The organism is Arsenophonus sp. ENCA (genome assembly GCF_002287155.1).
Lineage (GTDB): Bacteria > Pseudomonadota > Gammaproteobacteria > Enterobacterales > Enterobacteriaceae > Arsenophonus > Arsenophonus nilaparvatae.
In genome coordinates, this window is the sequence record NZ_NHNG01000095.1 from 1 (window position 1) to 9218 (window position 9218).

A 9218-nucleotide genomic window follows, 5' to 3' on the forward strand; every position below is an offset into this window, starting at 1 on the left:
CATAAACGATTATCTCGTAACAGCCGCTCTTTGTTGATCATTTCAAACCTTTATTCTCTAAGTTAAACCTCTTTTTATTCTCAATAGCGTGACAAAAAATGCAAGTCTCTATTCAGCAACTAGTTTATTGAGGGAACGATAGAAAAAGTGACTTATACTCACCCAGGTTGCCATCGTTGCTATGGCGGTGTAGAAGTTTCAGGGCTTGGCGGTGATTTCTTTTATTGGATTGGTTCAAGACAGACGCTGAGTGGAGAACTGAATATAACTGACCGAACATTCAGTCAAAGTCGACCCATCCGATTCTCACACAACGATCGAGACAACGCCAAAAGATATCGCTTTAATAGCCCCGCCAAATTAACGTTGCACTTTACCGTAAAAGTCAATGAAACAATCTGGCATCCAAAAGTCGTTTGGACAGCGAACTGCCCAGTTGATAAAGCCAATGCCGTCAAAACTAAAGCCTGGTGCAGTCAAAAAGGGGAGACCCGTTATGTCGTTAAAGACGGTAAACGTTATCCTGTCACGCTCACTTGCTGGCAAGAATCCGAGGAGTGGGTCGTCTCTGAACGAGATGATAATACCTGTGGTCGTTGGGAAAAAGACCCCAATTGCAGCGAAGGGTCGCACCAGTGTTTGCAGAAAATCGGCAATCTATGCGTTAAAGAATCGATCAAATTCCAGTGTCAACAAACCACGCAGGGGGAAGGTTTTCTTTGTGGCGGTAAATTCTACTGCTCAGACGGCAAATGTGCCGCCATTGCCGCCGGTAAAAATAATGATTTTGGTGAAGCGGTATCGCAATTAGCCGCACTCGCCAAAGCCGGTAAAGACATCAGTGGGGATGGCAAAAATATCAGTGCGTTTACCGGTAAACCAATGGCCTGTCGTAAAACCGCCATTGGCTTTAGTAATTGCTGCAAAAGCAGCGGTTGGGGACATGATATCGGTCTTGCCAGTTGTGACAGTGAAGAAAAAGCGATTGGTAAAGCCAAAGAAAAAGGTCTGGTGGTCGATGTCGGGGAGTTTTGCGCCGAAGACGTGTTAGGCGTGTGTTTACGCAAAAAGCACAGTTATTGTGTGTTTGACAGTAAGCTCGCGCAGATTGTGCAAGCGCAAGGTCGGGGTGGTCAACTGGGCGTGGGATTTGGTAGTGCGAAGCATCCCGATTGTCGTGGAATGACGATTGACGAGTTGCAACGGGTGAGATTTGATACACTCGATTTCAGTGAGTTTTATGATGAGCTTAACAGCAAAACAACACTACCGGATAGCAAAAAGCTCACTGAAAAGATAAGCCAGCAGATTAAAGACGAGTTACAGGGGCGCAAACCATGAAACGCCTTTTATTAAGTAGCGTGCTGTTATCGGCAATAGTGACCGCAAAGCCCGACGATGGGTATCACTACTCCCCTGCGGTCGGTTGGCATTGGTATAACGAACCGGCACCGCAACAGGAAACGCTGGAAGCACGGTCATCACCGCAAAAAACACTGTCAGCGGTGGAAACCATGCAAAAAATCAAAGCCCTGGGCGATGAATTACGCAATGCTGCGGTGCTTGACCCGAAATCACCGGAGAAATTGGCACGCTGGATGGCATTCCAAAACTACTGGTCGGATAACGCTAGTCAGTTCTCAGCCACCTGGCAGAAGGTGCTGCTGCTGAAACCGGAACTCGATTACAACAACCGGCATTCGCATTATAACGCCACGGCAACCTTGTCTTACGCGAACGAGCAAAAAGCACAAGCCAGTGCCATTAAAGCCGTCAATGAACACTATGGGGTCTTTTTCTTCTATCGTGGCAAGGTACCGTTGGATGCGAAATTAGCACAGGTGGTGCGGGAATTTGCCCAACAATATCAGATGGCGGTGATGCCCATCAGTGTTGATGGTGTCATCAACCCTGAATTACCCAACAGCCAGAAAGACCGAGGACAGGCGGCAAAAATGCAGATTCGCTATTTCCCGGCACTCTTTTTGGTTGACCCGAGCACGGGCAGCTACCATCCACTGGCCTATGGCTTTATCAGCCAGGATGATTTAGCGAAACGCCTATTAAACCGTGTTACTGATTTTACGCCGAGGGATTAATGATGAAAATGATACTTTCATTTTTATTGCTGATGCTGACATTACCGATTGCCGCCAGTACGCTCGATGAAATCGCCGCACTCGAAAAGCACAAGACGGCGGTAGGGAATGACCCAAAGCAACACCGAATAGCGCCCAAAGCGAAGCACCAGACCTTTCGCTTATCAAACGGACGGGCGATTAATATCACCGATTGGCAAATCGTGCATTTTATGAAATCCGATTGCCCATTTTGCCAGCAGTTTAACCCGGTGCTCAATAGCGTCGCCGAGCAACTTAATATGCCGGTTTTTGTGTACAGTTTTGACGGACTGGGTGATAGCACCTTAACAACGTATTACCGGTGACCCCTGAAGTCATTGGAGAGTTTTTCCCTGAATTACCACAGGTGACGCCCACCGATTTTATCGTTAATACCCAAACCCTGGTGGCCATTCCGGTCTCGCAAGGCATGATGAGTGCGACTTCGTTTAATAACCGGCTCGAGCAATCTTTCCTGCTTGCCGAAAAACTGGGGGTATTGCAATGAAAAAACGATACCAATTAATTGCCCTGATGCTGTTTTGTGCCACAACGCATGCCGGTATCAATGAAGATTTAAACAAATTTTTTCAGGAGCTCAATAGCGGCAGTGGCGCAAATGTCACGCAAGCAGCGGCGTGGCAGGGACAGGCAGCCGGTTATCTCACGGGTGGGTCACTGTTTCTGCGCAATCCCGTACGACAAATCCAGCTTATTTCGGTCACCTTACCCGAAGTAAAATCCGGTTGTGGCGGTATTGATGCCTATCTAGGATCATTTAGTTTTATTAACTCCGACCAGATAAAAGTGATGGCCAAACAGATTTTAAGTAATGCCGCCGGTTACGCCTTCGACCTGGCGTTAGAAACCGCACTGCCGCAAGTGAAAGCGGTCAAGGATTATCTGCAGAAGCTGGCGACCGATATTAACAACACCAATATCTCCACCTGTCAGGCGGCACAAGGCATTGTCGGTGGGCTATGGCCAAAATCACAAGCGGCCAGCCAGCACGTCTGTCAGGACATTGCGGGTAACCATAGCGTTTTTGCTGATTGGGCAGCGTCCCGTCAGGGCTGTGGCGTGGGTAATGAAACCAATAAAGTATTCAACCACGCCAATGACGAAGAGAAAAAGCGGATACCACGCAATCGCAACTTAACCTGGAGTGCGTTTGAAAAAATCAATCAGTTTATCAGTAGTGACAGGGAATTAAAGGAACTCATGATGTCGCTAGTCGGCACCGTGATTTATGGCAATCTGGGAGAATTGGCGGTTTTACCTGGGCTAGGCGCAAGTGACAGTGTCATGGACGCAATTTTAAAGGGTGGCACAACGGAGGTTTATCGTTGTGATAATGTCACGCAATGCCTAAAGCCAACGAAGAGCAAAATCACAGTCACCGCCAGCAATGGCATGATAGCACAAATCCAGAATCTGTTGGCAAGCCTGTTTAAAAAATCCACTACCGATGCGGCATTAACCGATAGGGAAACGGCATTGATTGGCAGTACCCGCGTCCAAATCCTGCGCTACGTGATTGACAGCGCCTCACTCAGCCTCGATGAATCGATTGTCACGTCGCTTTCCGAATACATCGCCAGCGACATGGTGGTCAGCTATATCGACGGTCTGATTGATTTGGTGGAAGTAGCCGGCGCAGGGAGCCTGAATACCGAAGAAGAAAACAAACAGTTTCAAAATAGCCTTAAAACCGTGCGCGAAAAAATGGCGCAGCGCTTAACCAAAATGCGGATTAATCAAAATCATCTGCTAGAGCTTGAGCGCAATTTGCACTATTTACGTCAGCAACTCTCATCAGGGCTGTCTGACCGGTTGATGAGCAACTATCAGTTTGGAGGATAAATGGTATTAGATACCTGGTTTATCAGTGGCGGTGACATGGTGACCCAAACCTTGAATGCGGTGGCAGCCATGGTCAATCACCGCACCTGGGGTGGGCTACTGTATCTGGCGGAAACGCTCGGTATTTTAACCTGCGTGATGACGTACGTTAAAACCCATGACTTAAAAGGGCTTTTTGCCTGGGGATTTACCTTCGTTTGTGTGACGGCATTATTGCTTACACCCAAAGTCACGGTGGTGGTCAACGACCTGACGAGACCAGATAAAATCAATCGGGTGGATAATGTGCCAGTAGGATTAGCCACCCCACTTTGGTTATTAACAGGTATCGGACATTCAGCGGCCATCTTTTATGATGATTTTTTTCATCTGCCAGAGAGTGTCGCCTACAGCAAAACTGGCTTGATGTTTGGCCAGAAACTAATGCAGGAATCATTAGCCTTTCACAGCCATAGCCCTGAAATTAACGCCAATTTCAGCGAATACGTTAAAAACTGTGTCATCCCTGATATTCAGTTAAACCACAAATACAGTTTAAGCCAGCTACTCAATACCCGTGATATTTATAGCCTGATATTTTCAAAACCCAGTCCCTTAAGAGGGATTTACTATCAAGGTTGGGAGCCTGAAAATACTGAAGGTGCACGCAGTCAGTTTATGACCTGTCAGCAAGCCACCGTGAAACTCAAATCGCTGCTTAATCTGGATACCACGGGAAGCGGCAGCACACTGATGTTTTATGCCCGTAAACTGTTTCCAGGCCGACACGATGCATCGCTAGTATTACCGCATATGCTGGAAGGCAGCTACAACTACTTTATGAAGGCAAGCCAATCTGCCGCCGATATTTTAAAACAGAATATTATGATAGCGGGCTTGAGAAAAGGCTTTAACGCCTATGCTGCGGCCATGAATGACCCCGCGGGGTTAAATCTCATTACCACCGAGCAGTCGCTAGCCAAAATGCGCTTATCCCATCAGGCCAGTTATCATCTGGCCAGTGAAATGTTGCCGCAACTCAATACCGTGTTGATGCTGTTGTGTATTTCGCTCTTTCCGATTATGGCATTAGCGCTTTTTGTGAGAGAAATAACGTACAAGGTGATAATTAATTATTTGAACATCATGGGCAGTCTGATGTTATGGCCTGTGATGTTTGCCATCTTTAATCACATTTATAATTTTATGATGGCCACCACCTTAAGTGGGGAAAGCGTCACCTTCTCGAATCTCGACAGATTGACCCAAACGGGCAGCACCACCGCAGGGATTGCGGGTTGGATGATGATGTCCATTCCGTTTTTGAGTTTTAAACTCTTCACCTCCCTCGGCCAACAGATTGCCAGTGCCGGCTCCTATCTAGGTAATGCCCTGGCAGGAGCAACGACCGCGGATGCGTCAGCGGTAGCCAGTGGCAATTACAACATGGCGAATATGCAGGTGGAAAACATTAACGGCTTTAAAACCGATTTAAACCGTAGTTACAAAGCGGGACTCTCCAGCCAGCAAATCGATAACGGGGCGATGATTAGCACCACCCAAAGTGGTCAGCATATTGTCGATACTACGCAAGCTATCTCAAAACTGCCCTTTAGCCTGGATACCAGTTCGATGCTCGATACCAGCTTTAGCAAAGCGTTAAGCAGTCAACACCGCGAGACCGAAAGCTATCATCAGGGATTAAAAAGTGCCATTAATGATACCTACAATATTTCAACCGCGCTAAGTAATCAGTTTAGCAAACAAGGGTCGCAAGACAGTAAATTATCCAGCGAACAACGCCAAGCCATTGAAGATGTCCAACGGCAATCCCAATATGCAAAAGAAGCCATGTCTTCAAATAACAGTACAACCAGAGAGGATAGAACTTCAACGGATAGTACCGATGTTGCCGGTTTTGGATTTGGGGCAAAAGGGAGCCTGAGTGTTAGCAAGGGGTCATCAAACGCAAAAGCCAGCGCGGAATTCGATGCGAATGCAAGGTACAATCATGAATGGCGAGATACTAACACCGACTCGGCATCAAAGGGCAATAAAACCAGCGAAGATATACAAATTGCAAAAGATTTTGCGGCCAGTCAGTCAGCAACCATTATTAAGAATATGACAGACGATGATATTAGTCGCATCTCTAATTCGGAAACGCGTTCTTTAGTCAGAGATTTAAGATCTTCTCTACAAAACACCAGCGAAAAATTTGCTGGATTTACGGCCAGTCAAACCAAAGAACAAACTATCTCTGAGCAAGCCAATTTAACTGAGACGGAACGCCTAAGTGCTTCACACCGCCTGGAGCAGGAATTTACCCAGTTTGCTTATTCGCGTTTAGGCGAAGCTGAGGCAAGTTATGTGTTAACGGATGCGGGGTCACCCACGGTCAGGGCACAGCGTGAAGCGCTGGTAAGCGAATTTAGCGATCGCATCGCGGAGGATATCCGGCATAATCACTTTGCCAATCAAACGGTGGTGGCCAATCATTACCAAGGTATGCAAGTCCCTCATGAGGCCAGTCAATATGATCCAGCTGGGTTTAATCAAAGTGCGGCACAATTGGAAAAGCAAGCCGATAAAGGTCATATTCGGCAACATCAGACCATTGTTAACCCTGAGACCGGTGAAAGCAATAAAGTCAGTCTACTTGAATCCGCCGAGGCTAATTCCGGTGAATATGCGAAAGCAATACGAGCAGAAAAAACCGATTTTGGGCACAACGTCGAACCCACTCAGGAGAAAATAATCGCCAATGAGAAGGCGATAAATAAGGAAAAATCCGCTAATCTTAAAAGGTACGAGGATAAAGGAGGGAAATCACAATGAGATTTATTGCATTTATTATCACAATAGTCATCCTCGAAACACTGTTTTTGTTTTACTTTAAGCAAGCCTCCTCGATGATCGCCATGAGCGTCATTAACCTGAGTGCTTTATTTTGTTTTTTTTCAAAAAATTGGCGTGAAAGTGAGAAAGTATTCAAATACCCTCTGTTAGGTAGATTTTTTATCGGAAATATTTTAATTCTTTCAAGAGAATTTTTAGAGATATCGGCAAAAAATGATGGATATGTGTTTTCCGAAGTTATCTATGGTGGGATAATACTATCCGCAATCATTTCATTATTTATTGCTGGCGTCATTCTTTTTTCTTACGCCCCTCAAGATTGGCAACGAAATGGATATTCACATCATTCCTCCCATCAGTTTTCTCCCGTTAATAATCAAAATTTAAATGATGATAGCGCTGAAACTTATTATACGTATTCTGATGACGATAGTTTCAGCAGCAGAATAGAAACAAATCCGGCAACAGGATTATTAAGTTGTGGGGGAATAGACTCAGCTGGAAATATGTATGGCACAAGTAGCCATGAATTTTCATCTTTTTCGTCATCCTTTGACGACACATATAGCAGTTCTTCTAGTTTTGGCAATGATTTCAGCACGACAAGTGGATTTGATCACAATGACCATTTTTCAGGGAGTCATCGTGATATTTAACCCTCAAAGATAACCATTTTTTATCACCTTTTACTTGAACAGCATTCTGTTCAAGTAATCTTTTATACCTTTAACATGGAGTTTTTAAAAAAATGACACACCCTTTCAAGCGTTTATTGCTGGTTACTTTAATATCGACATCTGTGGCTATAACAGGCTGTAGTGCAGTCAGTACGGCGGTTAAAAAACGTAATCTCGAAGTAAAAACCCAAATGAGTGAAACGATTTGGTTAGATCCCGCTTCCCAGAAAACCGTTTACCTGCAAATTAAAAATACCTCCGATAAAGAGATGTCGGGTTTACCAAACCTGATTCGAAAAGCGGTTGAGGCCAAAGGCTATACGGTGGTGAATAATCCCAATGCCGCCTATTACTGGATACAGGCCAATGTCTTAAAAGCGGATAAGATGGATTTAAGAGATGCCCAACGCTTTTTATCGCAAGGTTATGAAGGTGCTGCCCTCGGCGCAGCGGTAGGCGCAAGTGCCATGGCTTATAACGTCGATTCTACCGGTGGTGTACTAGGCGTGGGATTAGCCGCAGGGCTGATTGGCGCAGCAGCGGATGCCATGGTGGAAGATGTGAATTATACCATGATCACCGATTTGCAGATTAGCGCCTTAAGCAAAAACAATAATGTGACCGTGAATGATACCGCCCGTCTGAAACAGGGTAACTCCGGTTCTCAATTGCAGACCAGCACCGAAACCACCAACCGTCATAAATACCAGACGCGCATTGTGTCCAATGCCAACAAAGTCAACCTGAAATTTGAAGAAGCAAAACCGGCACTGGAAAACCAGTTAGCCAACAGTATTGCCAATATTCTTTAATTCCCTAAATAATAAAGCCCAGTTAACTTAACACTTTTTCGATAACTAATTGGGCTTCCTCTCGCTAAGGAACGTTTGATTATGAGTCTTGATGCCAGAAACATGACCCAGGGTGGTCAGGTGATTAAATACATGGTGGCGATGTTTATGCAGATAGCTAATATCGTGGCGTTCTGGGTAATTCTGGCTACCATTCTTGTCTTTTTTGCCACCATCGCCGTTCAAATCCCGCTTGAGAAGATGATACACGGGTTAGCTTACTGGGCAATGGACAAACTGGTCATACCGCTACAGGAAGCGATTGGCACCCGTGAAGGCGGCACCTTCACCTTTCACTGGTTAAACCCTAGAACCAATCAGGTGATTGAATTTGAAAAAACTGCCCGAGAAGTGCGCCTCGACCGATATTTTATTCATTAAACTAGTTGCTGAATAGAGACTTGCATTTTTTGTCACGCTATAGACAATAAAAAGAGGTTTAACTTAGAAAATAACGGTTTGAAATGATCAACAAAGAGCAGTTGTTACGAGATAATCGTTTATGTAAAGCAATCATTGGATTATCAGTCGAAGAATTGAAAAATTTAGCCGCTGAATTTTCAGCTTGTTATTTGATTTATCGGAAAAAGAATCGAAAAGCTCACGAGCGGCAGATGGGTGCAGGGCAGAAAGGATTTATCCCAACCCCATTAGATAAACTGCTTTTTATTTTATTGTATTTAAAATGTTATCCGACCTATGATTTGCAAGGACTTCTTTTTGGTTTAGATAGAACACGGGCATGTCGCTGGGTAAAAATATTATTGCCGGTTTTAGAGATGACCTTGGGGCGAGAATGTGTTTTGCCCGCTCGTCAAATTCGCTCTGCTGAGGAATTTTTTCGCGCCTTTCCTGGAGTTAAAGACGTC

General features: G+C 45.2%; 10 protein-coding genes. All 10 read left to right on the plus strand.

Annotation, left to right across the window (positions count from 1 at the left end; genetic code table 11):
- The first annotated feature begins 147 nt into the window (after positions 1–147).
- Positions 148–1341 (plus strand): conjugal transfer protein TraN, encoded by a 1194-nt coding sequence (locus CBG25_RS02835; protein ID WP_290604385.1) that lies wholly within the window; start codon positions 148–150, stop codon positions 1339–1341.
- A complete protein-coding gene (gene traF / locus CBG25_RS02840) occupies positions 1338–2099 on the plus strand; it encodes a type-F conjugative transfer system pilin assembly protein TraF (protein ID WP_290604387.1) in 762 nt (253 codons plus the stop codon). The genes CBG25_RS02835 and traF (CBG25_RS02840) overlap by 4 nt, the downstream gene beginning before the upstream one ends.
- On the plus strand, positions 2099–2446 hold the full coding sequence (gene traF / locus CBG25_RS02845) for a conjugal transfer protein TraF (RefSeq protein WP_290604389.1): 348 nt from the start codon (positions 2099–2101) through the stop codon (positions 2444–2446). The genes traF (CBG25_RS02840) and traF (CBG25_RS02845) overlap by 1 nt, the downstream gene beginning before the upstream one ends.
- On the plus strand, positions 2443–2628 hold the full coding sequence (locus tag CBG25_RS02850; RefSeq protein WP_290604391.1) for a hypothetical protein: 186 nt from the start codon (positions 2443–2445) through the stop codon (positions 2626–2628). Before traF (CBG25_RS02845) ends, CBG25_RS02850 begins: the two co-directional genes overlap by 4 nt.
- On the plus strand, positions 2625–3983 hold the full coding sequence (locus CBG25_RS02855; protein ID WP_290604393.1) for a conjugal transfer protein TraH: 1359 nt from the start codon (positions 2625–2627) through the stop codon (positions 3981–3983). The genes CBG25_RS02850 and CBG25_RS02855 overlap by 4 nt, the downstream gene beginning before the upstream one ends.
- Positions 3984–6800 carry a conjugal transfer mating-pair stabilization protein TraG gene (gene traG, locus CBG25_RS02860; protein ID WP_290604394.1) on the plus strand — a complete coding sequence of 939 codons (2817 nt, stop codon included), beginning with the start codon at positions 3984–3986 and terminating at the stop codon, positions 6798–6800.
- Complete coding sequence (locus tag CBG25_RS02865) at positions 6797–7477, plus strand: hypothetical protein (protein ID WP_290604395.1); 681 nt, start codon at positions 6797–6799, stop codon at positions 7475–7477. The genes traG and CBG25_RS02865 overlap by 4 nt, the downstream gene beginning before the upstream one ends.
- Positions 7478–7569: 92 nt before the next feature.
- Positions 7570–8310, plus strand: coding sequence for a complement resistance protein TraT (gene traT, locus CBG25_RS02870; protein WP_290604396.1), 741 nt, complete (start codon positions 7570–7572; stop codon positions 8308–8310).
- A gap of 81 nt (positions 8311–8391) precedes the next feature.
- Positions 8392–8730 carry a hypothetical protein gene (locus CBG25_RS02875; RefSeq protein WP_290604397.1) on the plus strand — a complete coding sequence of 113 codons (339 nt, stop codon included), beginning with the start codon at positions 8392–8394 and terminating at the stop codon, positions 8728–8730.
- A gap of 83 nt (positions 8731–8813) precedes the next feature.
- A partial coding sequence (locus CBG25_RS02880; protein ID WP_290603697.1) for a transposase family protein occupies positions 8814–9218 on the plus strand: 405 nt, incomplete at its 3' end.

What these genes read in the sequence shown, in the direction of transcription:
- traF (WP_290604387.1), top strand. Translation starts at nt 1,338, where the DNA reads ATGAAACGCCTTTTATTAAGTAGCGTGCTGTTATCGGCAATAGTGACC.
- traF (WP_290604389.1), top strand. Translation starts at nt 2,099, where the DNA reads ATGATGAAAATGATACTTTCATTTTTATTGCTGATGCTGACATTACCG.
- CBG25_RS02855 (WP_290604393.1), top strand. Translation starts at nt 2,625, where the DNA reads ATGAAAAAACGATACCAATTAATTGCCCTGATGCTGTTTTGTGCCACA.
- traG (WP_290604394.1), top strand. Translation starts at nt 3,984, where the DNA reads ATGGTATTAGATACCTGGTTTATCAGTGGCGGTGACATGGTGACCCAA.
- CBG25_RS02865 (WP_290604395.1), top strand. Translation starts at nt 6,797, where the DNA reads ATGAGATTTATTGCATTTATTATCACAATAGTCATCCTCGAAACACTG.
- traT (WP_290604396.1), top strand. Translation starts at nt 7,570, where the DNA reads ATGACACACCCTTTCAAGCGTTTATTGCTGGTTACTTTAATATCGACA.
- CBG25_RS02875 (WP_290604397.1), top strand. Translation starts at nt 8,392, where the DNA reads ATGAGTCTTGATGCCAGAAACATGACCCAGGGTGGTCAGGTGATTAAA.